The 22,384-nt window shown below is 65.0% G+C and carries 17 protein-coding genes; 8 read left to right on the top strand and 9 right to left on the bottom strand.

Going from position 1 to position 22,384, the window contains the following annotated elements; translation table 11 throughout:
* Window positions 1-85: 85 nt before the first annotated feature.
* From llg_RS01985 to thiH, 4 genes are all read right to left on the bottom strand, one after another.
* Window positions 86-607 (bottom strand): hypothetical protein, encoded by a 522-nt coding sequence (locus llg_RS01985; RefSeq protein WP_338287846.1) that lies wholly within the window; start codon window positions 605-607, stop codon window positions 86-88.
* A 65-nt stretch (window positions 608-672) separates the two neighbouring features.
* A complete protein-coding gene (locus tag llg_RS01980; protein ID WP_338287845.1) occupies window positions 673-1,275 on the bottom strand; it encodes a transposase in 603 nt (200 codons plus the stop codon).
* 95 nt (window positions 1,276-1,370) lie between these two features.
* Complete coding sequence (gene dprA / locus llg_RS01975) at window positions 1,371-2,471, bottom strand: DNA-processing protein DprA (RefSeq protein WP_338287844.1); 1,101 nt, start codon at window positions 2,469-2,471, stop codon at window positions 1,371-1,373.
* Between the two features lie 9 nt (window positions 2,472-2,480).
* Window positions 2,481-3,638, bottom strand: a complete 1,158-nt coding sequence (thiH, locus tag llg_RS01970) for a 2-iminoacetate synthase ThiH (protein WP_338287843.1) — start codon at window positions 3,636-3,638, stop codon at window positions 2,481-2,483.
* A 105-nt stretch (window positions 3,639-3,743) separates the two neighbouring features.
* Between thiH and llg_RS01965 the strand changes: the two genes are divergently transcribed.
* From llg_RS01965 to llg_RS01945, 5 genes are all read left to right on the top strand, one after another.
* Window positions 3,744-4,583: a hypothetical protein gene (locus tag llg_RS01965; RefSeq protein WP_338287842.1), complete on the top strand. Its 840-nt coding sequence runs from the start codon at window positions 3,744-3,746 to the stop codon at window positions 4,581-4,583.
* A gap of 92 nt (window positions 4,584-4,675) precedes the next feature.
* On the top strand, window positions 4,676-4,918 hold the full coding sequence (locus llg_RS01960) for an acyl carrier protein (RefSeq protein ID WP_338287841.1): 243 nt from the start codon (window positions 4,676-4,678) through the stop codon (window positions 4,916-4,918).
* A 98-nt stretch (window positions 4,919-5,016) separates the two neighbouring features.
* The gene (locus tag llg_RS01955) at window positions 5,017-5,553 is read left to right on the top strand and encodes a hypothetical protein (protein WP_338287839.1); all 537 of its coding nucleotides are present in this window, start codon (window positions 5,017-5,019) and stop codon (window positions 5,551-5,553) included.
* Window positions 5,554-5,570: 17 nt separating this feature from the next.
* Complete coding sequence (locus llg_RS01950; protein WP_338287838.1) at window positions 5,571-6,503, top strand: LysM peptidoglycan-binding domain-containing protein; 933 nt, start codon at window positions 5,571-5,573, stop codon at window positions 6,501-6,503.
* Between the two features lie 14 nt (window positions 6,504-6,517).
* Complete coding sequence (locus llg_RS01945) at window positions 6,518-7,471, top strand: acetyl-CoA carboxylase carboxyltransferase subunit alpha (RefSeq protein WP_338287837.1); 954 nt, start codon at window positions 6,518-6,520, stop codon at window positions 7,469-7,471.
* A 283-nt stretch (window positions 7,472-7,754) separates the two neighbouring features.
* Here the strand turns inward: llg_RS01945 and llg_RS01940 are convergent, their stop codons facing one another.
* On the bottom strand, window positions 7,755-8,048 hold the full coding sequence (locus tag llg_RS01940) for a hypothetical protein (RefSeq protein ID WP_338287836.1): 294 nt from the start codon (window positions 8,046-8,048) through the stop codon (window positions 7,755-7,757).
* 55 nt (window positions 8,049-8,103) lie between these two features.
* Window positions 8,104-9,546 (bottom strand): enolase C-terminal domain-like protein, encoded by a 1,443-nt coding sequence (locus llg_RS01935; RefSeq protein WP_338287835.1) that lies wholly within the window; start codon window positions 9,544-9,546, stop codon window positions 8,104-8,106.
* A 178-nt stretch (window positions 9,547-9,724) separates the two neighbouring features.
* Between llg_RS01935 and gpmI the strand changes: the two genes are divergently transcribed.
* A complete protein-coding gene (gene gpmI, locus llg_RS01930; RefSeq protein WP_338287834.1) occupies window positions 9,725-11,263 on the top strand; it encodes a 2,3-bisphosphoglycerate-independent phosphoglycerate mutase in 1,539 nt (512 codons plus the stop codon).
* Window positions 11,264-11,555: 292 nt separating this feature from the next.
* On the opposite strand, the gene llg_RS01925 is transcribed toward gpmI, so the two are convergent.
* The 3 genes from llg_RS01925 to metH form a co-directional block, all read right to left on the bottom strand.
* Entirely contained in the window at window positions 11,556-14,075 is a 2,520-nt protein-coding gene (locus tag llg_RS01925; RefSeq protein WP_338287833.1) for a family 20 glycosylhydrolase, read from the bottom strand.
* Window positions 14,076-14,313: 238 nt separating this feature from the next.
* On the bottom strand, window positions 14,314-15,273 hold the full coding sequence (locus llg_RS01920; protein WP_338287832.1) for a hypothetical protein: 960 nt from the start codon (window positions 15,271-15,273) through the stop codon (window positions 14,314-14,316).
* Between the two features lie 210 nt (window positions 15,274-15,483).
* Entirely contained in the window at window positions 15,484-19,410 is a 3,927-nt protein-coding gene (gene metH / locus llg_RS01915; RefSeq protein WP_338287831.1) for a methionine synthase, read from the bottom strand.
* A gap of 129 nt (window positions 19,411-19,539) precedes the next feature.
* Here metH and llg_RS01910 point away from each other — a divergent pair, with 129 nt between their 5' ends.
* Window positions 19,540-20,913, top strand: a complete 1,374-nt coding sequence (locus llg_RS01910) for a DUF2868 domain-containing protein (protein WP_338287830.1) — start codon at window positions 19,540-19,542, stop codon at window positions 20,911-20,913.
* Window positions 20,910-22,337, top strand: a complete 1,428-nt coding sequence (locus llg_RS01905; protein ID WP_338287829.1) for a GTPase/DUF3482 domain-containing protein — start codon at window positions 20,910-20,912, stop codon at window positions 22,335-22,337. The genes llg_RS01910 and llg_RS01905 overlap by 4 nt, the downstream gene beginning before the upstream one ends.
* Window positions 22,338-22,384 lie beyond the last annotated feature (47 nt).

The raw sequence follows: 22,384 nt of genomic DNA, 5'->3' as shown, positions 1-22,384 counted from the left end.
CGGCGGGATGAGGGACTAGACGGGGATCAACGTGCTTGGCAAGGGGATTTGCAAGCGGACTTCCCCCTCCCGTAGGGAGGAAAAATCAAGCGGGATCGTCCGAATCGCCCTCATTTGGGGGCTCCAGCGAGGTGCCGCGGTGGATGGGCCGGGGCTTTCGGGAGGGCGGATAGGGCGGGGTCAATTCCTCCACCCGATGGCTGAAATGGCGGTGTCCGAAGATCGAGGCCGCCAGCAGCAGGCCATGGCTCAGAGCGGATGGATCGAGTTGGAAACCGTATTTCAGGAATCCGCAGGCGGCCGGAATGCCCAGGATTACTACCAGCCGCTTCATGAAACGCGCGAACCACCAGGCTGGCAGCAATTGGGTGGGCACTGGCAAGGGATTTGCCACGGCGTCGGACTCGCAGAAAAACACCATCGCCGAACCCACGGCCTGCAGGATCACCGCGCCGCCGAAGACGCCGAAAGCCAGGATCCAGGCTTCCTCGTGGCCTTCCTTGTGTCTGGAAAACACCAGTCCCAGATAGATGCCCAGGGTTACCAGGGCTCCGACCATCCAGAGAAAGGCACCCAGAGCCGCGAGCACCACCCCCGCGGAGGTCATGACTCCGCGTTCAAATCGGGAATGGGGGTCGGGCATTGGGTGGAAGGAGTCGTTAAGGTTTGGTTTCATTCTCCGGAAGCCCGCCAACTGCTGCCCCAAGGCCATTCGTCCGGCTCGGAGCACAAACCCGCTTTGACGGGATTGTTTCGGATGTAGGCGCGGGCCAGGGCCGCATGGTCGTTGTCCCGGATGTATCGGTCGTGGTAGTCCTTGGCCCAAAGCTGGCCGTCGCGGGAAAGGCGGGCATTGATGGCCCGGGCCGAGAAGGTTTTCCAAGTCGCCACGATTTTCCCGAGCGGCATGCCGGGAATCGTGTGGATCATGACATGGACATGGTTTGGCATGATGCACCATTCCAAGAGCCGGTAACGCTGGGCGTCGTGATGGAGCAGGGCGTTTTGGACAATTTCGGCGGATTCGCCCTGAAGCAGACAGGCTCCGTGCCCGGCATCTTCATAGCGTGCGATCCGTTCCCGGAGGATTTTTTCCGCGGAGAAGCCGGGCTGGGATCGCGAGTGTCCCGACTCGCATGGCTTCTGGTCTTCCGAAGCTTCGCTTCGCTGCTTTTCCAGAGCGAGCCGGGACGCTCGCGGTCCCAGTGAGGCTTGTTCGTGTTCAAGCTCTTGTTTCCACCGCTGCACGACTTCGGCTGGAAGGGCATCTGCCAAGCGGAACGTGATCGCTTGGATTTCCCCGGGGGCATCGAGATGGGGGAGATAGCCGCGGGAGTGCCATCCCTTGTGGGGATTGTCCCGGGGTAACGTCATCGCAGGCTATACCGGAATCCCGGCAGGCAGCGTACCAGACGCTTCATTTCCAGCTTCATCAGGGTGGCGGTGACCACCGGGGCGGGCAGGCCGGAGGCGTCGATGATGCGGTCCACCGGCTGGTCCTCGTGGCGGATCACGGCGAAGACCCGGGCTTCCTCCTCCGGCAGCGGCGGGAGGTCGGCGGGCGTGGGTTCCTGGCGGGCGGGAGCTCGGTTGAAGGACAGGCCGCCGAGATCGTCGAGGATCTGGCCGCCATCGAAGACGAGGGTGGCTCCGTCCCGGATCAGCTCGTGGCAGCCCATCGACATCGGGGAATCGATCGAACCGGGCACGGCGTAGATGGTTTTCCCGTATTCAGAGGCGAGATTGGCGGTGATCAGGGAGCCGGAACGGGACGGGCACTCGGTGACCAGTACGGCCTTTGACCACGCGGCGACGATCCGGTTCCGCATCGGGAAGGTCTGGCGGTCCGGGGAGGTGTGGAGCGGGAATTCGGAAACGACGGCCCCGTTGCCATCGGCGATTTTCTCGGCGAGGCCGAGGTTTTCCGGTGGATAGAGCTTGGCGAGGCCCGAGCCGATCACGGCGATGGTGCGGCCCTGCGCCGCCAGCGCGCCCTCATGGGCGGTGGTGTCGATGCCGCGGGCCAGCCCGGAGACGATGGTGAATCCGGCGCCGGCGAGCTGGAACGAGAGCTTCTTCGTCACGTTCCGCCCGTAGGGGGTGGCGCGGCGGGAACCGACGATGCCGATGGCGTGGCGGTCGCGGTCTTCGATTTTCCCCCACACGTAGAGGAGCAGCGGCGGATCGTAGGCCTCCTGCAGCGGGGCCGGGTAATCGGGGGCGTCCTGGGTGACGATGGAGATGCCGCGCTGCTTCGCCTCCGCGATTTCCGCCACCGGATCGGCGTGATCCTGCCAGCGGTGGAGGATGGAGGAGGTTTCCTCGCCGATGCCGTCGACGCGGACCAGCTTGTCCTTCGGCGCGCCGAGGATGGCCGCAGGGGTGCCGAAAAATTCCAGCAACCGCCGCACCCGCACCGGGCCGATCTTCGGCAGGAGGTTCAGGGCGACGAGGGCTTCGGTATCGGTCATCGCGGAACGTTAGACCGTGGCGAGGGCCTCTTGTGGAGCGGAAAGAATCGACTCGTCCCAATCCTTCCAGACCGGGTCCAGCCCCTGGGAGCGCAATGCCGTGGCGACCTCGGATGGAGTGCGGTTGTCGTGGATCTGGAATTGCTCGGTGGCCTTTTCGCAACCGCTCTTGCGCTCCAGCTCCACGCGGCGGCCTTTGACGGTCAGGTGGACGTCGTCATGGCCGGCACCGGTGTAGCCGCCCGGTTCGGTGCGGGCCCCGGCGGACATGTGGGTGGTGCCGAGCCCGGCGACGGCGTCGCGGAAGGCGGGGGCCTCGCGGGTGGAAACGACGATGCCGACCTGCGGGAAAAGCTGCCGGAAAACGGTCATGAGTTGGACCAACTGGCGGTCGCCAAGCAGCAGGCGGTCATCGGTCTGGTACTCGTAGTTCCCGGCGTAGGGGCGCATCCGTGGGAAGGCGATGGTGAAATTGGCTTTCCAACAGTGCTTGTAGAGGTGCTCGAGGTGGGCGGCCAGGGCGAGGGCCTCGAATTTCCAGTCGGCCAGCCCGAACAGCGCGCCGATGCCAATCCGGCGGAAGCCGCCCGCGTAGGCGCGCTCCGGGCAGTCCAGCCGCCAGTCGAAGTTCTTCTTCGGTCCGGCGGTGTGGAGCTTCTGGTAGGTCTCGCGGTGGTAGGTTTCCTGATAGACCACCAGCCCCTCGGCCCCGTGCTGGACGACTTCGGAGTACTGGTCGTCCTCCATCGGACCGATTTCCAGCGCGAGGGTGGGGATGAAGGGCTTGAGGGCGTCCAGGCAGGCCTGGAGGTAGCCCTCGGAGACGAATTTCGGGTGCTCGCCGGCCACCAGCAGGACATTGCGGAAGCCGAGGCCGTGGAGGTGCTTGGCCTCACGGACGACCTGATCGATGGTCAGGGTGGTGCGGAGGATCGGATTGTCCCGGGAAAAGCCGCAGTAGGAGCAGTTGTTCACGCACTCGTTCGAGACGTAGAGCGGGGCGAACAGGCGCATGGTCCGGCCGAAATGGCGGCGTGTCAGCACCTGGCTGCGGCGCGCCATTTGCTCGAGCACGGCGTCGGAGACGGGCTCGATCATGTCCGCGAACCGGCGCATCAGCGGGGTCGGTCGCTCGAGGAGTTCGGGAAAACGTTCGGAAAAGCCCATGGCCGGGGGCACCATGCCCCCCCGGGGGCGGCACGTCAAAGGCGGATGCGCCTCCCGAGCGGACTTGCCAATTTCCCCGATCACGGGTTTTCTGCCCGCGATCCGATGACCCAGCCCGAAAAGATCATCTGCAAGCCGACGCCGTGGTTCCTCCTGAGAGCGGTGGTGATGCTCGTCATGTTCGGCGTGTTCGCCTTCCTGTTCTACAAGGACGGCACCATTGGCTATCGCCGCCAGAACGCCTCGTATTATCTCCGCGCCGCCTTCATCAAGGCGGACCAGGAGTTCAAATCCAAGGGCCAGGGCCTGACTCCGGGCGAGTGGCGGAAATACGCCGAGGCCCAGGAGGTGGATTTCACCTGGAAGGACAAGCCGCAGGACGGATCGGTGCTGCCGCCGGAGGTCCAGCCCGGAATGAAGTGGCCGGAACCCCTCCGCGACGCCGAATTGATGAAGTCCAATCCCCAGTGGCAGCGGCTGTGGGAGGACTACTCGAAGAACTGGACGGCGTGGAAGATGGACGCCATTCCGCCGCACGAACCGCACGAGGCGGGCAAGATCCGCGAGCAGTGGGTGGTGTTCTGGGTTTTCTCCGCGCTCGCCGCCGTCTCCGCCTTTTACCTCATCCGCACTGTTGGACGCAGCATCACGGTGGATGGCGAATCCCTCCACACCGCGGATGGCAGGCATATCCCCTTCGCAGACCTGAAGCGCCTGGACCTCCGGAAATGGGAGGGCAAGGGGCTCGCGTTCGTCGATTACGCCGGTCCTGCCGGTTCCGGCCGGGTCCGCATCGACGGCCTGACCTACGGTGGATTCAAAAAAGAGCAGGGTGAGCCAGCGGAACGCCTGATGCAGCACCTGCGCGCGCGCTTTTCCGGAGAAGTCATCGAGTACGCGCCGGTCGCCTCGGGAGAGGTTGACTCCGCCAGCGGAACCGACTGAAATCGCCCGGAGACCCCCGCGGCTTTTCGAGGTTGCCAACCCCGGCCCCCGTCGTTAAGCAGCCCCAACGTCAACTACCAACCAAGCAGCACATGTCTGACAAAAGCATTGAAGACCGCGTGAAGGACATCATCGTCGACCAGCTCGGTGTGAGCGCCGACCAGGTGACCCTTGAAGCCAAGTTCATCGAGGATCTCGGTGCCGATTCGCTCGATACCGTCGAGCTCGTGATGGCTTTCGAAGAAGAGTTCGAAATCGAAGTTCCGGACGAAGAAGCCGAGAAGCTCCAGTCCGTGGGCGACGTTGTGACCTACGTCACCGCCCAGCAGGGTTGATCGTCCCCGTCTGACGCACTTTCCAAAAGGGCGGACTCCCGGGTGGAGTTCGCCCTTTTCATTGCAATCCGCGCGGAACGCCCGAGGTTGCGCCGCCCATGCACTCACCGGACGACATCCAGTATGCCATCGAGACGACCCGCGTCCTGCGCGAGCCGGACCGGCGGATCGACACGTTCGGGGAGACGCGCTTCGAGTTCCAGCTCCTCAGCGAGTTGATGGACCGCGCCGGTGAGGTGCGGATCCGCACCGGCCACCTGGAGGCGATGCGGCCGCGGATCATGCGTCCCGAAGCCTACCGGGAGATCGAGCTGGAGGGCTTCAACGACAATGCCCGCAAGCGGCTCGACGCGATGATGGAGAAGCTCCGCGCCGAGGGGAAGGACCTCGCCTTCCTGCAATACGGTTTCCAATTCCGCCGCAGCCAGGTCACCGAGGAGATCGTCCACGACTCGATCGAGGCCGTCCGCGACCGCGTGCTGGAGGACATCCGCCGGACGGGGAATCCCGCCCGTGCCGTCATCGAGGGCGTCGACGACGCCTGGGAGGTTTCGCTTTTCAAATTCTCCTTCGAGATGATTCTGCGCTCGCAGGCCATCAACGCGTTTGACTTCAAGCGCCGGGGCTTGCTCTGATCGCCCCGCGACACGCCATGCGGATCTGGACCTTCATCAAATTGCTCGCCGCGCTCGCCGTGCTTGGCGTGCTCGGTCTCACCGGTGGGTTGGTCTACCACATCACGGTGAAGCCGCTACCGTTCTTCTCCAAGTACGTCCCGAATCCCACGGACGTGGTGCCGAAGGGGCCGGACAGCGACGTCAGCAAGATGCTCGATTCCGCGGACATGCCGGACGTCGAGCCCGGCGAGGTGGCCTATCAGAAGGCCGTGGAGCTGGTGGCCATGGGAAATATCCCGGAGGCCCGGGAGAAGCTGGAGTCCGTGGTCAATGTCTATCCGTCCTCCGCCTCCGCCGCCGATGCCCGCCGGATCGTCGGCGAGATCAACCTGGATGAAATCCTGTCCCTGGATTTCAAGGAGAACAAGGTGACCTACGATGTGAAGAAGGGGGACTCCTTCATGAAGATCTCCGCCGCGACCAAGTGCTCGCTGGACTGCATCATGATGCTCAACGGCCTGACCGACTTCGGCGGCCTGCACCCGGGCGACGACCTGATTGTGATGCCGCTGGATTACCGGATTCTGATCGAGCCGCAGAAGAAGATCCTTTCGCTGTGGAAGCTGGAGCAGAAGGAGGGGCAGCCGCCGCTGGCGAAGTTCGTGAAGGACTACCCGCTCATCCACGTCCAGATCCCCTCGAACATGGCGGCCCAGAAGACCACCATCGACTCGATGTCCGCCTATCTGGACGGCAAGAAGCTGGCCCCCGGCAACAAGGGCTACCGCCAGTCCGAGAAAATCATCCGTCTGGCGAAGATCAATCTCCAGATTCGTCCGCTCGCCGGCGGCACCGACAAGGACGCCGCCATTCCCCGGGGCCTCTACCTGAAGCCCTCCGACATGGAGGAACTCTACATCCTGACCCGGGTCGGGAATGATGTGGAAATCCGCCCCGCCACCCGCTAGCCTCCCTCACGCCCATGCAGCTCCTGGAATTCGAAAAGCCCGTCGCCGAACTCGAACGCGAACTCGAGAAACTTCGCACGAAGGCAGCGTCACAGAATATCGACATGTCGGCGGAAATTGAGACGATGGAGGGCAAGCTCGCCGACACGCGCCGGTCGATCTACGAAAACCTCACGCCGTGGCAGCGCGTCCAGATCGCCCGCCACACGAACCGCCCCTTCATGCTCGACTACGTCTCGCTGGCCTTCACCGATTTCTCCGAGCTCCATGGAGACCGCCACATCGGCGACGATCTCTCGATGCCCGGCGGCTTTGCCCGCATCGGCGGCAAGCGCGTGGTGGTGCTGGGGCACCAGAAGGGCCGCGACACCAAGGAAAACCTCAAGCGCAACTTCGGCAGCGCCCACCCGGAAGGCTACCGCAAGTCGCTGCGCCTGATGAAGCTGGCGGAAAAATTCGGCCTGCCGGTGATCGCCCTGATCGACACCCCCGGCGCGTTCCCGGGCATCGGCGCGGAGGAGCGGAACATCGCCGAGGCGATCGCCTACAATCTCCGTGAAATGATGCTGCTGAAGGTCCCGGTGATCGCCGTGGTCCTCGGCGAGGGTGGTTCCGGCGGTGCCCTCGGCATCGGTGTGGCCGACCGCGTGCTGATGATGGAGAACGCCTACTATTCGGTGATCAGCCCGGAAGGCTGCGCCGCGATCCTCTGGAAGCACCGCAAGCACGCTCCTGAGGCGGCCGAGGCGATGAAACTTTCCGCCCCGGACCTCAAGAAGCTGGCCCTGATCGACGACGTGATCCCGGAGCCCACCGGCGGCGCCCATCACGACCACAAGGCCACGGCCACGAATTTCCAGGCGGTGGTGCTCAAGCACCTCGACGAGCTGGCGAAGCTGCCGGTGGACGTGCTTCTCGACCGTCGCTACGCGAAGTTCCGCGCCTTCGGCGACTGGCAGGGGAAGTGAGCTCCAGCCAACTATCGTCGAGCCTCGACGTTGTCCCTTAGCCACGGAGTGGCGGCAGATCGTAGCCGTGGGTTTCAACCCACGGGCGAAATGCCGATGATGAATGGAGTCGCGGAGCGACGATTGAAAGGCGGACACGTGATATCCGGCGGATGGTTCTTCCGCGTCATCAATCGTCGCTCCGCGACTCCGATAGCAAGAGAGCCATTTCCCGTGGGTTGAAACCCACGGCTACGATCTGCCGCCACTCCGTGGCTGAAGAGAGATCGGAGCAACGGGCCTTTTATTCGACTGAAGGAGAATCGTCGACCGACTCTTCGTTTTCCTCTTCTTCATCTGCCGCCACCGGCAACTCATCCAGCAGTCCTTTATAGGACTTCTCATCGAAGCCGCGCCGTTTGCGGTAGGCGGCGTCCATTTCCTGGCCGAGACAGAGGGCGATCTGCTCCTTGGCCTCGGAGTCGGGCACGCCGAGTTTCAGCAGGCGGTCGAGGGTTTTCGCGACGTATTTCGTCTGGGGCGAAGTGAGCTGCTGTTCCACGGCGGCGAGGAGTTCCGGCAGGAGGTCGTCGTTCATGGAGGCAGTCTGCACGGCGGCGGACGCTTGGGAATGAAACTCGGCGGCATCCGATTCATGGCACCGCGCCGAGGCCCGGGCCGGTGAGTTGTTTGGTGGCGAGCTTGCCGTCGCGGGTGTCGAAGAGGCCGGGGAATTTCGCGGTCCACGCGGCATTGGCGGAGGGGACGTATTCGCGGGCGTTGCTCTCGATGGTGGAGAGCCCCGGGACGTGGGAGGCGATTCCGGCGGACTGGATGAGGGAGGCGCCGGGGCAGGTGAGATCCTGCACGCACAGGAACATGTCGTATTTCTTGCCCGCGGCGGCCATCAGCAGGGCGTGGGACTGGCCCTTGCAGGCTTTCAGGCAGGCACCGGTGTAGCCCATTTCGCGGGCGAGCAGGAGATTGTCCAGATCGGTGAGGGATTCATCGATTACCACGGGACGCAGCTTGGCGGCCTCGTGCATGAGGTTCTGGCGGTCGGCCTTCAGGTCGCGCTTGGTGGGTTGCTCCAGGTAGAGGATGCTCTCGAATCCCTGCGGGGCCTGCTCCTTCACCTTGCGGAGGTATTCCAACAGGTAGTCGACGTTCGGGCAGTGCTCGTTGAAGTCGCAGCAGTATTTCCATTCCACGTCCGGGCGGGTTTCGCGGGCCACCCGGTCGATCGCCACGGTGCGGGCGATGTCCCATTCCAGGTTCTCGCCCTGGAGCTTGATCTTGATGCGCTGGAGTCCGTCGCGCTGGATCCATTCGCCGAGGGTTTCCGGGAGGCCGTCATGGAGCCGGTCCTTGAGTTCGCCGGGAGTGACGGCGTCGAGGCCGCCGACGGAGTGGAACAGCCACACCCAGTCCCGCGGGGTGGGGGTGACGTAGCTGGCGAGCGATTCGCCTTTGAAGTCCGCGTTCAGGTAGCGCGAGAGATCGTGACCGATCAGCTCGGTGGAATAGGTCTGGTAGCAATTCAGGCCGAGGAGTTTGCCGAAGGCATCGTGCAGGGCGGCATCGAAGGCGCTGGCGGTGACTTGGGTGCAGAGCTTCGGAATCGGGGTGGGCAGCGCGAGTTCGCGGGAGACCTCGGCGGCGGCCTTCAGGTATTCGGGTTCGAGGAGGAAATTGATCTCGATCGGGTGGGCGGTGTCCTGGAAGCCTCCGGTGATTTTCTCGATCCGCTTGGCCAGCGTCCGCATCGCATTGAGCGTGGTGTCGTAGGACATCGTGCTGGAGGGGAACGACCAGACATTGCCCATCGGCATCGAGCCGAAGCCGGTGACGGATTTACCCGCGGCATTGGAGACTCGCGCGGTGACGTTGAGCAGGGTGACGCGGTCCACCGCGGTGCCGCCGAATTTGTAGGGCACCCGGTAGTTGAAATCCTCGAAGGCCATTTTCACCTCTTCGATCCGGAGGCCGGTGGAGGGTTTTCCGGTCACGATGGCGGGAGCGGCCGACGCCTGGCTGGCGAGTGGCAGCAAGGCGGCGGACTTCAGGAAATGGCGGCGGGACCAAGAGGGAGACATGAGGAAGTCAGAGGGTGGTTCCAATGGGCATCTGGAAATACGCGATCCAAACGGGTGAATATCCAAAAATTGCCACAAAATCAAACATTGTGGATCGAGTGCAGGATGCAGCGAATCTTGCTCTCCGGGCTTTCCCGCGCTGGACGCCCGGGGCCGGGGACGCTAAACGCCCGGCATCATGGCCAAGAAACCGGTGGTTCTCATCATTCGTGACGGCTGGGGTGTGAACCCCGGAGGGAAAGAAACGGCGAAGCGCGACGGCAACGCGACGTTGCTCGCGAACACCCCGTTCCACGACGTGATGCTGGAGCAGTATCCGAAGGGCCTCGTGAGCGCCTCTGGTCTGGATGTCGGCCTGCCGGCCGGCCAGATGGGGAACTCCGAGGTGGGTCACCTCAACCTCGGCGCGGGCCGGATCGTCTATCAGGACCTCACCCGCATCAACAAGGCGATCGAGGAGAACACGCTGGGTTCCAACCCGGTGTTCGCCGAGGCGCTGGAGAAGGCCAAGGGCAGCCGCCTGCATTTCATCGGTCTGGTGTCGGACGGCGGTGTGCACAGCCACCTCGAGCAACTCATCGCGATGGTGAAACTCGCCGGTGCGGCGGGCGTGAAGGACATCGCGATCCACGCCATCACCGATGGCCGCGACACCTCGCCGACCGGTGGTGAAGCCTACCTTTCGAAGCTGGAAGATGAAGTGAGCCCGGTGGGCGCCCGCATCGTGACGGTGACCGGCCGCTATTTCGCGATGGACCGCGACAAGCGCTGGGAGCGCACCAAGCTGGCCTGGGACGCGATCGTGCGCGGCACGGGCGAGGAGCGCCACGTGCTGGCCAGCGAGGCGGTGGCCGATTGGTACCGCCAGGACAAGACCGACGAGTTCCTGCCCGGCATGGTGTTCACGAAGCCGAACGAGGACATCATCCGCGATGGCGACGTGATCCTGTTTTTCAATTTCCGCGCCGACCGCGCCCGCCAGCTTTCCGAGGCGTTCCTGCGCCCGGACTTCGCCGGCTTCGACCGCGGCCACGTGCCGAAGGTGCATTTCGTCACGCTCACCGAGTATGACGAGACCTACGGCGTGCCGGTGATCTTCGGTTCCCAGTCGATGGCGATGGTGCTCGGCGAGACGGTTTCCAAGGCGGGCAAGAACCAGCTCCGCATCGCGGAAACCGAGAAGTATCCGCACGTGACCTACTTCTTCAACGGTGGCGCGGAGCTGCCGTTCGAGGGCGAGGAGCGCGCGATCGTGCCGTCCCCGAAGGATGTGCCGACCTATGACTTCAAGCCGCAGATGAGCGCGCCGGAGGTTACCCGCATCGTGCTGGAGAAGCTGCCGGACTACGATCTGGTGATCCTCAATTTCGCGAACCCGGACATGGTCGGTCACACCGGCGTGGTGGAAGCCGCGATCAAGGCCTGCGAGGTGATCGACGCCAGCGTGCAGGCGATCGTCGAGAAGACCTTGTCGCTGGGTGGCAAGCTGCTGCTCACCGCGGACCACGGCAACTGCGAGTACATGCGGAATCCGGATGGCTCCCCGCACACCGCCCACACCACCAACCTCGTCCACGCGATCTACGTGGCGGAGGACGCGGACCAGTATCAGGTGAAGGACGGCATCCTCGCCGACATGGCTCCGACGCTGCTGGAGATGCTGGGGGTGGCGAAGCCGGCGGAAATGACCGGCTCCAGTCTGCTGGTGAAGAAGTGATTCACATTTGAATGCGAACGGCCGCGTCCCCGAGGGGATGCGGCCGTTTTGCGTGATGAGGATGTCTTCTTCAGCCCCGGTAGGGACGACGCAACGGAGATTGATGGAGTTCGGTGCGGCGAGCCGATTCCGGAGTTGAAGAGGGCCGCGGTTCCCAAACATCCGAACCGGTGGATTACGGTGGCGAGCGCAGGCAGCGTCGTCCCTACCGGGACTTGTTTCCCACGGTTCGTCTACCGGTGGCTTGCGCCACCGGCTAAGTTACGTCGTCCCTGCGGGACTGAGGATGGGGTTAGCGCAACTGCGGCAGGCGAACCATGCACCAGCCGGCGTGGGTGCCGGTGGCGCGGAGGCGGATGGCGAGGACCGGCTTGCCGTCGAGATCGGCCTTGGCGCTGCCGTAGCCGTAGTCGGCCACCTTCTTGAAGGTTTTGCCGTCGTTGGAGACTTCCAGGACCGCGTTCTGGATCTGGTCCTTGGTGCCGGAGGCTTCGCCGGTGGGCAGCTCGACATGGCGCAGCACCTGCGGTTTGGCGAAGGTGAAGGTCACGGTGTCGCCGTCCTTCAGCGGGCGGTTCGACCAGAAGTAGGAGCCTGGGTTCCAAGTCACCAGCGAGGCGGCGGTGTGTTCCTGGTAACCGTCCGCGCTGGCGGCGACCGTCATTTCCGGCTCAAGGCCCTCGGCGCGGTCGAGCGAGATGCCGCCGCGGGAGTCATTGCCGCCGTCGCCCTTGATCTCGGCGCGCAGCGTGTATTTCGCGCCGCTGCGGTGGCCGGTGACCGGGAGGCGGTAGCTGTTGTTCACGGCCTTGCCGCCGCTTTCGCCGTCGTGGGCGTCGGTGGCGATCACCTTGCCATCGCGCAGCAGCTCGACCTTGCGGATCACGAGCTTCTTGCCGCCGCTGTTGAACTGGAAGAGGGCGCGGTGGATGCCATCCGCGGTCACAGCGGCGGAGGCGTCGAAATCGACGGGCTTCCAATCCGCGGTGATGTTTTCCGGCGACCACTTCGCGAAACCCTCGCGCTCGGCCCCATTCTTGGCCGGGCTGGTGCGGCCGCGGAAGACGGTGATGTAGCGCAGTTTGTTCGGGTCCGCGATGGAGATCACGGATTCGTAGCGCGGCGAATCGGCGGTCGGCTTGCTGCCATCGGTGGTGAAACGCATGTCCGCGCCGGGGAAGGGCGGCACCAGCTTGGCCTTGCCCTGCTTCCAGAGGGCGGTTGGCGGCGGCACGCGGAAGGCGATGCCCTGGTAGTGGAGGCGCTCCAGGTCGTCTCCGAAGCGACGGGTGAAATCGTCCCAGTTCCGCTTTTCCTGAGGGGTCCAGGCGACCTCCGCCAGGGCGTTGAGGCGCGGGAAGATGCGGTAGTCGGCGCCCGTGCCATCGGTCACGAACTCGGTCCACAGCGCGCCGTGAGCGCCTTGCACCAGCGCCTGCTGGTCGGGGGTGAGGTTGCCGCCCGAGGTGGGGTCGAAGGAGTAGGTCTTCGAGGTTTCGATGTTGCCGGCCCACCAGTGGGTCTTCGGTTCATCGGGGCCGCCGTAGCCCATGTCGAAGTAGCAGTACGGTCCCGGGGCCATGATGACGGGGTGGCCCTTCTTGGCTGCCTCGAATCCCGGGCCGGTGCCGGTCCAGGCCATCACGGTGGTGTCCGGCCGCAGGTTGCCGCCGCCGAGGATTTCGTTCCAGCCGACCATGCGGCGCTGGTGCTTGCTGATGATGGTTTCCAGACGGCGGGTGAAGTAATTCTGCACCGCGCCGAGGCCCTTGAGGTTCTCTTTTTCCATCAGCGCCTTGATCGCGGGGTCCTTCGACCACGCGTTGTGGTTCACCTCGTCGCCGCCGACGTGGATGAACTGGAAGGGGAACAGCGTGGCGACCTCGCGGATGATGTCGTCCACCATCTTGTAGTTCCCCTCGCGGGCGGGGGAGAGCACGTTGGCCTTCACGCCCTGCACGGACACGCTGTCGTCGCCGGTGCCCGGAAGGGTTTCCGGGTAGGCGGTGGTCACGGCGAGGCAGTGGCCGGGCATGTCCAGCTCCGGCATGATGTCGATGTGGCGCTCCGCGGCGTAGGCGACGATCTCCTTGATCTGCTCCTGGGTGTAGAAGCCGCCGTAGCGCTTGTGGGTTTCGCCCTCGCGGGTGTTCGGCAGCGCGCACTCGGTGCCGCGCCAGGCACCGACCTCGGTGAGCTTCGGCCACGACTTGATCTCGATGCGCCAGCCATCGTCGTCGGAGAGGTGCCAGTGGAAGACGTTCATTTTCCGCGCCGCCATCGCGTCGAGGAGGTGCTTCACGTAGTCCATGCCGAAGAAGTGGCGGGATTCGTCGAGCATGAAGCCGCGCCAGCCGAAGCGCGGGCGGTCGTCGATTTTCACCGCGCCGATGGACCACTCGGTGCCGCTGACCTTTTGCGTGGAGAACGCGGCGGGCGGGAGGAGCTGGCGCAGCGTCTGGAGGCCGTGGAAGATGCCTTCGGCGGTGGCGGCGGTGAGCTGGACCTGCTCCGGGGTGACATTGAGGCGGTAGCCTTCGTCGCCGCCGGTGGCCCGCACCGATTCATCGATGCCGACGCGGATGCGGGCCTGGGCGGTGCCGACGGTGAGGGGCAGGCCGGTGGAGGTCCGCAGCCCGGCGGCGAATTTTTCGGCCTCCTTGGCCGCGGCGGGCGAGTTGGTCTGGATGGCGTCGTCCGCCTTCAGCGTGAATTTGCCGCTGGCGGCCTGCACGTCGGCCGGAAGAGGGACCTGGGCGTGGGCGACCGCGGCGACGCCGCACAGCACGATTGGAGAAATGGAACGCAACATAAGAGCAAAGACAGAAGGAAACTCTCTTTGAACGTCCCTGTTCTTTCAAATATTTCGGCTCGTGTGCTGGTTGGTTGAGCGGACCGGTTTTTTGGAGGCCGCGACCATAGGTCTTATAGGGCCCATGGGAGGTATAGGACCTATACGTCCCATGGGCAATAGGGGCTTGTTCAATAGCCCATCCACGGCGAGAGCCATTTCTCGACTTCCTCCACGGTCATGGATTTGCCGTCCTCTGTCACCACTGGTTATGGGCTCCACGGAGGATCTCCCGGCCATCCGGCCCCATGTAGTATTCCAAGCAATTGTCCCGGGTGGCGAGTGGCTCCGTGCGCGAGCGTTCCAGCATGTCCGGGGTGAAGAGGCCCTGGAAGGAGCACCGTGGTAAAACGGTCAAGGGTTCCGACTCCGAGCTGCTGGAATCCTTGTCCGTGGAGGCGGGGTAGGTCACCCCGGTTCCATGGTTGAAGACGAGTGCAAACGCGGGCGCGATTCGCGGTTCCACATCGTTCGGCGAATCACGGTGGATGAGTGCCTCGAACGAAAGCAGGTCCGGTCGGCGAATGCCCTTGAGGGCGGCCGCGGGCACGGTGAAATGGCGGTCTCCGCTGGAGCCCGTCAGCGAGGCCAGAGCCTCCCCTTCCGTCCGGGCCTCGAGCGCGATCTTCTCCGGCTCCGCGCGCAACACCACATGGCTGCAGCGGGCGGGGATGGTGAAAAACGTGCTGGGATCACCGGTGGGCACCGGGTTCAGCTCCAGTTCTCCAGTGGATTTCGCTTTTACCCACCGGGGATCGTCGCCGGAGGTGTCGCAGTGATAAAGTTCCGTTCCCGGGGATTTACCATGCCAGTAGTACCAAAGCAGCACGGACTGGTCGCCGGTGCCGTGCTTGGCCCGGAAGTCCAGCATCAGGACCAGTCCGGGGTCTTCCGCGGATCCGAATTCATAGAGCTGATGGTTCGTGATCGTACCGATCGTTTCCAGCGTGGTCTGGTCCAGCCGGGTCACCTCGCCAGTCGGGGATTTCGCTTCGAGGGACTTGAGGTGCCATCCCGGCTTGGCTTGGGTGAACTCCAGGTTCAGGGAGCCCTGTGGAAAATCCGCCTTCATGGAGGTCCAGAGGATGGCCGCGGCATGGCTGGCGGAGGCACGGTTCTGGAGGAGAACGAGGGCCAGGGAGCAAAGGAGGGTTTTCACGGGAGGGCTTGGACGCACCGGGAGGGAATTCCATTCAAGGGATTCCGGGAGTTTGCCCGCCCCGGCTAGCAGGGCGTCACCCTCCGGTGGTTTCCGTGCGGAAGGACTGGAGATGCACGGGCCTGGGTGCGTCCGCCCCGCCCACGCTCTCCCGAGCGCGGCTACGTTCCGGATCGTGCTGGGCCGGGGTTTCGGGAGCTTTTGTGCGACTTAGTAACCCATCCACGGCGAGAGCCATTTCTCTACCTCCTCCACGCTCATGCCCTTGCGGGCGGCGTAGTCGTGGATCTGGTCCTGCTGCAACTCGGAGATCATGAAGTAGTGGCTTTCCGGGTGCGAGAAGTAGAGGCCGCAGACCGCCGCGCCGGGGTGCATGGCGCAGCTTTCGGTGAGGCTGACGCCGGTGATCTCCTCGGCATTGAGGAGTTCGAACAGCGGCGGCTTTTCGGTGTGGTCCGGCTGGGCGGGGTAGCCCGGGGCCGGGCGGATGCCGCGGTAGTTCTCCTTGATGAGCTGCTCGTTGGTGAAGTCGCCCGGTTTCTCATAGCCCCACGCCACGCGGGCGCGGTGGTGGAGGAGTTCGGCGAAGGCTTCCGCGAAACGGTCGGCGATCGCCTTGGTCATGATCGACTGGTAGGGATCGTGGGCGGCATCGAAGCTGGCGGCGAATTCCTCCGCACCGTGGATGCCGACGACGAACGCGCCGGTGAAGTCCTCGCGCAAGCCAACGGGGGCGACATAGTCGCCGAGGGCTTCGTTCGGTTTGCCGGTGTCCTTCTTGATCTGCTGGCGCAGGGAGTGGAAACGCGTGCGCTCGGTGGTGCGGGTGGCGTCGTTCCAGACGATGATGTCATCGCCCTCCGCGTTCGCCGGGAAGAAGCCGAACTCGCCGCGGGCGGTGAAACGCTGCTCGGTGATGATGCGCTCCAGCAGTTCCAGGGCATCGGCGTGGAGCTTGTGGGCCTGCTCCACCACCTCGGGATTCGAGGACTGGAAGCGCTTCTCGTCGTATTTCCACACGCCGCGCAGTTCCCATGAGTGGAAGAACGGCGTCCAGTCGATGTAGTTCACCAGCTCGCGCAGCGAGAGCGGGATGGTCTCGTCGGTCGCAAAGCCCGCCTCGTAGTCGCCGGGCTGCTGGCAGATGAAGGGGGCATCGGCGCGGGTCTCGAAACGGCGGGTGCCGGTGAACGACGGCGTGGCGATGTCGACGGTGGCCCAATCGGTCTGGCGGGCATTGGCACGGGCCTGGGCCAGTGAAATGACGGCCTTCTTCGGGCCATCGGCGTATTGCTTGCGCAGCTTCTCATGCTTCGCCGTGTTCTCGGCGACGAAGGGCGCGCGCTGGTCCTCGGATAGCAGGGCGGTGGTCACCGGCACCGAGCGCGAGGCATCGAGCACGTGGACGACGGGCGCGCTGTAGTGGTGGGCGATCTTGATGGCGGTGTGGGCCGGGCTGGTGGTGGCACCGCCGATGAGCAGCGGGATGCCGCGCTCGCCGAAGCCGCGCTTCTCCATTTCCTTCGCGACGTGGATCATCTCATCGAGCGAGGGGGTGATCAGGCCGGAGAGGCCGATCACGTCCGCGCCGATCTCGACGGCTTTGTCGAGGATCTTGTCGCACGGGACCATCACGCCCATGTCGGTGACCTCGTAGCCGTTGCAGGCGAGCACCACGCCGACGATGTTCTTGCCGATGTCATGGACGTCGCCCTTCACCGTGGCGATCAGGAAACGTCCGGCGGAACGCGCACGCTCGGCGCGGTACAGAACTTCCTCGTCGGAGAGATCCGGGTGCTCGGCTTTGATGCGGGCGATGTCATCGGCCAGCATCTCGACCTTCTCTGCCTCCATGAAGGGGTTCAAATAGGCCACCGACTTCTTCATCACGCGGGCGGACTTCACCACCTGCGGCAGGAACATCTTGCCCGCGCCGAAGAGGTCGCCGACCACGCTCATGCCGTCCATCAGCGGGCCTTCGATCACGCTCAGCGGCTTGCCGTATTTCTCCAGCGCCTCGGCGGTGTCCTCGTCCACGAACTTGTCGATGCCCTTGAGCAGCGCGTGCTCCAGGCGTTTCTCGACGGTGGTCTCGCGCCACGACAGATCCTCCTCGATCTTCTTAGCTCCGCCCTTGCCCTTGAACTGCTCGGCGAACTCCAGCATCCGCTCGGTGGCGTCCGGGCGGCGGTTGAGCAGCACGTCCTCGACGTGCTCGAGCATCTCCTTCGGGACCTCGTCGTAGACCTCCAGCATGCCGGCGTTGACGATGCCCATGTCCATCCCCGCCTTGCCGGCGTGGTAGAGGAAGGCGGCGTGCATCGCCTCGCGCACCGGGTTGTTGCCGCGGAAGGAGAACGAGATGTTCGAGACGCCGCCGGATACGCGCGCGCCGGGGAGGTTCTCCTTGATCCAGCGGGTGGCGTTGATGAAGTCGACGGCGTAGTTGTTGTGCTCCTCGATGCCGGTGCCGACGGTGAGGATGTTCGGGTCGAAAATGATGTCGTCGCCCGCGAAGCCGACCTCATCGACGAGGATGCGGTAGGCGCGCTCGCAGATGCGGATCTTTTCCTCGTAGGTGGCGGCCTGGCCCTGCTCGTCGAAGGCCATCACCACCGCCGCCGCGCCGTATTTCAGGATCGTGCGGGCGTGATGCTTGAAGACCTCCTCGCCTTCCTTCAGCGAGATCGAGTTGACGATGCCCTTGCCCTGCAGGCCCTTGAGGCCCTGCTCGAGGATTTCCCACTTCGAGGAGTCCACCATGATCGGCACCTTGGCGATGTCGGGCTCGGCGGCGACGAGGTTGAGGAAACGCTCCATCATCGCCTTGCCGTCGATCAGGCCGTCGTCGAAGCAGATGTCGATGATGTTCGCGCCGCTCTCCACCTGCTGGCGGGCCACGGCGACGGCTTCCTCAAGGTTGCCCTCGCGGACCAGCTTGGCGAAGCGCGGCGAACCGGCGACGTTGGTGCGTTCGCCGATCATCAGGAAACCGGTGCTCTCGTCCGCGGTGAACGGCTGGGAGCCGGAGAGGCGCAGGGCGGGCTTCGGCTCGGCCAACTCGCGCGGGGCGTGGCGTTCGACGGCCTTGGCGATGGCGGCGACGTGTTCCGGCGTGTTGCCGCAGCAGCCGCCGGCCATGTTGAGCAGGCCCGCTCCGGCGAACTCATCGAGCCAGCGGCCCATGTCGCCGGGTTCCAGGTCGAAGCCGGTCGCGGCCAGCGGGTTCGGCAGGCCGGCGTTCGGGTAGCAGGAAATGGCGGCGCTCGATTTCGCGGAGAGTTCCTCCAGGAACGGGCGCATCAGGTCCGGGCCGAGCGAGCAGTTCAGGCCCACGGCCAGCGGCTTCACATTGGCCACCGCGTTCCAGAGGGCTTCGCCGGTTTGGCCGGAGATCATCGTTTCGCCACCGCGGCCGACGGCGGCGGAGACGATCAGCGGCAGGTGGATGCCGTCCTTTTCGAAGATCTCCTGAGCCGCGACCAGTGCGGCCTTGGCATTGAGCGAGTCGAAGATGGTTTCCACCATCAGGATGTCCGCGCCGCCTTCGATCAGGGCGCGGATCTGGTGGGTGTAGGCGGCCTTCACCTGGTCGAAGGTGACCACGCGGAAACCAGCGTCATCGGCATCGGGGGAAATGTTCAGCGAAACGGTGAGCGGCCCGATGGCTCCGGCGACGTAGCGCTTGCGGCCGGTGTCCGAGCCGATGTTGTCCGCCCACTTGCGGCACAGCTTCACGGACTCGACGTTCATTTCCCACGCCAGGTCGTTGAGGAACGAGTTTTCGAGGATCTTCTGGAAGAACTCGGGGTCCTTGCGGCCGCCGTGCTCGCGCGGGTCCTCCACGAAGAACTCGCTCTGCGCGATGCCGGTGGCCGAGAAGGTGTTGGTTTCGCAGATGTCCGAGCCCGCCTCGTAGAAGCGCTTGTGGATGTCCGCGATGACGTCCGGGCGGGTGATCGAGAGGATGTCGCCGTTGTTCAGCAGGTCCTTGTCGTTCTTCGCGAAGCGGTCGCCGCGGGCCTGCTCCTCGTTCAGGCCGTAGCCGCGGATCGTCGTGCCCATCGCGCCATCGAGGACGAGGATGCGGTTCTGCATCGCGCGGCGGAGTTCGGCGGTGGGATCGATGATGGCCATGGGCGGGGCAATGTAGGAGGGTTGACCCGGCTCGCAAGAGTCAAATCGTCATATCCGGATTCGTTGATGCGTGAAGGGCGCGATGGCCGGGCATTGTCACTTTTCCGAAAATGCGGTCTGTTAGTGCCGATGGAGCGCAACGGGCGGTGGAATCTGGTGGACCTGATCGATTTCGAGCAGGCCATGGGCTCCTCGTCCGCAGGCCCGGGGGAGGAGGAAAAGCGTGCGCTGCTGGCGGACGGACCGGACCGGCGGGTGGTGTGGCGACGGTGGCTCGAAAGCCGCCGCGAGGCCGGATCGCGCGGGCCGGGGCGGAAATTTTTCGGGGCGCTGCGTGGCGTGACCTTTGGCTTGGCGGTGGTAATGGCGCTGGTTGGCGGTTCCACGGTCCTGGGGCTGTGGGAACGCGACCGCGGCGGCATCAATGTCGGGCTGTTCCTGGCGCTGGTGCTGGGAACGCAGTGGTTGGTGCTGCTCGGCGCGCTGCTGGCGTGGATTTTCCATCGGCGGGCGGGAGAGGCGTTTTCGCAGATCCAAGGGTGGGTCGGGGCCCTGGCGCGGCGGTTTTCCGGGGAGCGGGAGGCGGAGTGGTGGTACCGGCTGATGGAGGAGGGTGCGGCGCGGAAGGCGCTGCTGTGGCGGCTGGCCCGCGCGGTGCAGACGGCGGGGGTGGCGTTCAATCTCGGGGCGCTGGCGGCGCTCGCCGGGCTGATCCTGTTCCGGAACATCGGCTTTTTCTGGGAGACCACCACCGAGTCCACGATGCGGGCGGTGCTGTGGCAGGTGACCCACATCCTTTCCGCGCCGTGGCAGGTGCTCGATCCGATCGCGGTGCCGGGGTCGATGACCCTCGACGCGACCCGTTGGGAACCCGGCGAGGTGGGCAAGCTGGCTCCGGGGCCGCCGGAGTGGTGGCGGTTTCTGCTGTGGTCGCTGGTGGTGTGGGGCATGGGGCCGCGCTGGATCCTGCGGGCGGTGTGCCGTTGGCAGGAAGGGCGGGCGCTGAAGGCGGTGGCGTTCCAATCGAAGCATCATCGCGCGGCGTGGCGGGAATGGTTTGCCACGGACCAGCGCGAGGAGATCCGCAACCGGCCGACCGATGGCGCGCTGGTGATCGATGTGGGCGGTGCGGGATTTTCGAAGGAGCGGCTGCGGCCGCTGCTGCTCCAGAAGCTGCGGGTCAATCCGGTGGCATGGGAGCGCACCGGGGTGCTCGATGCCGACAGCGAGGCGGCGGCCCGTGAGGCGCTGGCGCGCGCCGAGGCGGCGATCGTGCTGCTGGTGGAGGGCTGGGCGCTGTCGCCGCGGCAGATCGAGGCGCTGCTGACGCGGGTGGGCGTGGTGAAGGAAGGGCGGCGGGTGATTTTGTTCGTCGGCAATGCGGCTCCCGAGGGAGCGATCCGGGCTCCGGAGGCGGACGAGCGGCGGACGTGGGAGGGTTTCGTCGATGGACTGAAGGGCTCGGAAGTGGAACTCGTGTTCGCGGAAGGAGGTGCGGCGTGAGCCAAGAGGTGCCATCGTTCGCGGTGGTTGGCCGGGTCAATGCCGGCAAGACCGCGACCCTCGCGACTCTGCTGGAGGTGGATGACAACGAGGTGCTCCGGGTGAGCGCCACGCCGGGGGAAACGACCCGCGTGCAGGTGCTGCCGGTGGTGTACCACGATGAGGAGCTGGTGCGTTTCCTCGATACGCCGGGCTTCCAGCAGCCGGTGGAGGCGATGCGCGAGATCCAGCGGCTGGCGGGTGATGGAACGCCGGGCCCGGTGCACGTGCAGCGTTTCGTCGCGGAGTGCGGTGCGCGGTTTCCCGACGAGGTGCGCCTGCTGGAGCCGGTGATGGCCGGGGCGGGCGTGCTTTATGTCGTCGATCCGTGCAATCCGCTGCGGGATGCCTTTCTCGCGGAAATGGAGATCCTGCGCTGGACGGGGCGACCGCGTCTCGCGCTGCTCAATCCACAGGGCGAAATTCCCGCCGGACAGGAAAGCGCGTGGCGCGAGCAGCTCGGCGCGACGTTCAACCTGGTCCGCACCTTCGACGCCCATTCGGCCCGCTACGAGGAACGTCGTCGATTGCTCGAATCCCTGCTCCAGATCGATGAGCGCCACGGTGACGCGATCCGGCGGGTGCTCGGGAAGATGGAGAACGAGTGGCAGGAGCGCCGCGAGCTAGCGGCGGAGGCGATCGTGGATTTCCTCGAGGCGGCCCTGCTGCTGCGTGTCCACGAACCGCTCGACGAGAAGGACGAAGGGTTGCCCGCGCGGCGGGAGCGCAAGCGCGCGGAGATGACGGACCGTTATTTCAAGAAGCTCGCGGGGATCGAGAACGAGTGCGTGGGGCGACTGCTCAAGCTCTATCGCCACCATCTGCTGCGGATCGATGCGGATCCCGCGCGGCACACGGGACTCGATCTGGCGACCGAGGAAACTTGGCGGAAATGGGGGCTCGGGCGTGCCCAGCTCGCGGCGGCCGGAGCCATCGCGGGCGGTGCCGCCGGCGCGGCGTTTGATCTCGGGGTGGGCATTCACAGTCTCGGCGCGGGCACGGTGATCGGTGCGCTGGGTGGGGGGCTCGCGGCGTTTTTCAAAGGCGGCAGCTTGCCGGAGCTGAAGGTGAAATTCGGCGGTATCAAGCTGGCCGGAGGCGATGGCCGGAATCTGGTGGTCGGTCCGCCCGCGAGTCCGAATTTCCCGTGGGTGCTGCTGGATTCGATGCTGCTGCGTTACCACGGCATTGTCGGTCGGGCGCATGGCCGGAGGGATGTGGAGATGGTGGAGGCCGGTGCTGGTGAGAGCCGGGTGAGGGCGATGGCGTCCGAGAAGCGGGCGGTGCTTCAGAAATGGTTCACGTCGTGTCTGAAGGGGGCTCCGGATCGCGGGTTGGAGCCGGAGGTGTATGGGGTCGTTGTCAACCTGCTCGACGTCTGCTAGGGCTATCGTCCGTGATGATTCGATTCCCGGTTGTTTTGTGCGCGGTT

Origin of the sequence: Luteolibacter sp. LG18, from assembly GCF_036322585.1 — a bacterium.
Classification (GTDB): domain Bacteria; phylum Verrucomicrobiota; class Verrucomicrobiia; order Verrucomicrobiales; family Akkermansiaceae; genus Luteolibacter.
Note: the sequence above shows the minus strand (reverse complement) of the source record. Positions and strands in the feature narration are given on the sequence as shown.

Bases quoted from the DNA above. Each gene is read 5' to 3' on its own strand.
- metH (WP_338287831.1), bottom strand. From the start codon at position 19,410: ATGGCCATCATCGATCCCACCGCCGAACTCCGCCGCGCGATGCAGAAC.
- gpmI (WP_338287834.1), top strand. From the start codon at position 9,725: ATGGCCAAGAAACCGGTGGTTCTCATCATTCGTGACGGCTGGGGTGTG.
- llg_RS01940 (WP_338287836.1), bottom strand. From the start codon at position 8,048: ATGAACGACGACCTCCTGCCGGAACTCCTCGCCGCCGTGGAACAGCAG.
- llg_RS01945 (WP_338287837.1), top strand. From the start codon at position 6,518: ATGCAGCTCCTGGAATTCGAAAAGCCCGTCGCCGAACTCGAACGCGAA.
- llg_RS01925 (WP_338287833.1), bottom strand. From the start codon at position 14,075: ATGTTGCGTTCCATTTCTCCAATCGTGCTGTGCGGCGTCGCCGCGGTC.
- llg_RS01985 (WP_338287846.1), bottom strand. From the start codon at position 607: ATGACCTCCGCGGGGGTGGTGCTCGCGGCTCTGGGTGCCTTTCTCTGG.
- llg_RS01960 (WP_338287841.1), top strand. From the start codon at position 4,676: ATGTCTGACAAAAGCATTGAAGACCGCGTGAAGGACATCATCGTCGAC.
- dprA (WP_338287844.1), bottom strand. From the start codon at position 2,471: ATGACCGATACCGAAGCCCTCGTCGCCCTGAACCTCCTGCCGAAGATC.
- llg_RS01955 (WP_338287839.1), top strand. From the start codon at position 5,017: ATGCACTCACCGGACGACATCCAGTATGCCATCGAGACGACCCGCGTC.
- thiH (WP_338287843.1), bottom strand. From the start codon at position 3,638: ATGGGCTTTTCCGAACGTTTTCCCGAACTCCTCGAGCGACCGACCCCG.
- llg_RS01950 (WP_338287838.1), top strand. From the start codon at position 5,571: ATGCGGATCTGGACCTTCATCAAATTGCTCGCCGCGCTCGCCGTGCTT.
- llg_RS01910 (WP_338287830.1), top strand. From the start codon at position 19,540: ATGGAGCGCAACGGGCGGTGGAATCTGGTGGACCTGATCGATTTCGAG.
- llg_RS01965 (WP_338287842.1), top strand. From the start codon at position 3,744: ATGACCCAGCCCGAAAAGATCATCTGCAAGCCGACGCCGTGGTTCCTC.
- llg_RS01935 (WP_338287835.1), bottom strand. From the start codon at position 9,546: ATGTCTCCCTCTTGGTCCCGCCGCCATTTCCTGAAGTCCGCCGCCTTG.